Source organism: Streptomyces sp. NPDC054840 (assembly GCF_053611065.1).
The window spans coordinates 1-2004 of the sequence record NZ_JBSGZP010000983.1 but is presented as its reverse complement, the minus strand read 5'-3'; the positions used below and the strand labels follow the sequence as shown (position 1 = coordinate 2004).

Sequence of the window (2004 nt, the reverse complement as noted above, 5' to 3'; positions counted from 1 at the left end):
GCCCCTCCACCGAGGGACGCCCGAGCGAGATCCCGGCCCCCGACTACGAAGTCGCCGTCTTCGAGAACCGCTTCCCCTCCCTCGCCGGCGACACCGGCCGCTGCGAGGTCATCTGCTTCACCTCCGACCACCTGACCTCCTTCGCCGAGCTCGACGAGGAGCGCGCCGCGCTCGTCCTCGCCGCCTGGAGCGACCGCACCGCCGACCTCGCCGCCCGCGAAGGCGTCCAACAGGTCTACTGCTTCGAGAACCGAGGCACCGAGATCGGCGTCACCCTCGCCCATCCGCACGGCCAGATCTACGCCTTCCCCTTCGTCACGCCGCGCACCACCCGGATGCTCGCCACCGTCGCCGCCCACCGCGAGCGCACCGGCGGCAACCTCTTCGAGGAGGTCCTGGCCGCCGAGCGCGCCGAAGGAACCCGTGTCGTCCTCGAAACGGAGCACTGGACCGCCTTCGTGCCCTTCGCGGCGCGCTGGCCGTACGAGGTCCACCTCTACCCCCGCCACCGGGTCCCCGACCTGCCCGCCCTCGGCGACGCGGCGCGCGCCGAGTTCCCCCGGGTCTACCTGGAGCTGCTGCGCCGGTTCGACCGGCTCTTCGACCGGCCCGAACCGACCCCGTACATCTCCGCCTGGCACCAGGCCCCGACGGGCGAGGGCCGGGCGGACTTCGCACTCCACCTGGAGCTCTTCACGATCCGCCGGACCGCGGACAAGCTGAAGTACCTGGCCGGGACCGAATCCGGCATGGAGGCCTACATGAACGACGTCCGGCCCGAGGACGCGGCCGCGCGGCTACGGGAGGTGGCGAGCGGGTGAGCGGGTCGGCACAGGACGACTTCCAGCAGCTGTACGGGTACCCGCCCGAGGGGGTCTGGGCGGCCCCGGGCCGGGTCAACCTGATCGGCGAACACACCGACTACAACGACGGCTTCGCCCTGCCCTTCGCCCTCCCGCAGCGCACCGAGGTGGCCGCCGCCCGGCGCACCGACCGGATCCTGCGGGTCCACTCCGCCGACGCCCCCTCCGGCGCCGTCACCCTCGACCTCGCCGGTCTCGATCCGGCGTGCCCTCCCCAGGGCGCCGCGAGCTGGGCCGCCTACCCCGCCGGGGTCGCATGGGCCCTGCTGGACGCCGGACTTCCGGCCGGCGGCGCCGATCTGCACGTACGGTCCGACGTACCGACCGGAGCCGGCCTGTCCTCCTCCGCCGCCCTGGAGGTGGCCACCGCGCTGGCCCTCACCGACCTGTACGGGCTCCCGCTCACCCGCCCCGAACTGGCAGCGCTCGCCCGGCGCGCCGAGAACGCGTACGTCGGCGTCCCCTGCGGGATCATGGACCAGACGGCCTCGGCCTGCGCGACCGGGGGACACGCCCTCCACCTGGACACCCGCAGCCTCGACCGGCGCCACATCCCCTTCGACTGCGCGGCGGCCGGCCTGCGCCTCCTCGTCATCGACACCCGGGTCACGCACGCACTGGCCGACGGGGCCTACGCCCAGCGCCGGGCCTCCTGCCACCGGGCGGCCGGGGCCCTGGGCCTGCCCGCCCTGCGCGACCTCCCGTACGAGGAGCTGGAGCAGACCCTGACCCGCCTGGAGGACCCGGTCGGGCGCAAGCGGGTCCGGCACGTCGTGACCGAGAACGAACGGGTCCTGCGCATCGAGGAACTGCTGCGCGCGGGCCGGCTGCGCGAGGCGGGCCCGCTGCTCACGGAAGGCCACCTCTCGCTGCGCGACGACTACGAGGTGTCCTGCCCCGAGCTGGACCTGGCGGTCTCCACGGCGAACGCCGCAGGCGCGTACGGCTCCCGCATGACCGGCGGCGGCTTCGGCGGTTCGGCGCTGTCCCTGATCGACGCGGACGCCGAACAGGCGGTGACCCGGGCGGTGACGCACGCCTTCCTCCGCGCGGACTTCACACCACCGCGCGTCACGACGGCATTCCCGTCCCCCGGCGCCGTCCGCCTCCTCTAGGTCGTCGCTTTCGGATCTTGCCGGGC

The 2004-nt window shown here is 74.1% G+C and carries 2 protein-coding genes; both read left to right on the top strand.

Annotated features, from left to right (window positions below; genetic code table 11):
• Window positions 1-821, top strand: an 821-nt coding sequence (galT, locus tag ACWGIU_RS36665; RefSeq protein ID WP_453712402.1) for a galactose-1-phosphate uridylyltransferase, incomplete at its 5' end; no start/stop codon positions are given.
• Entirely contained in the window at window positions 818-1978 is a 1161-nt protein-coding gene (galK, locus tag ACWGIU_RS36660; protein WP_453712401.1) for a galactokinase, read from the top strand. The genes galT and galK, both read left to right, overlap by 4 nt.
• Window positions 1979-2004 lie beyond the last annotated feature (26 nt).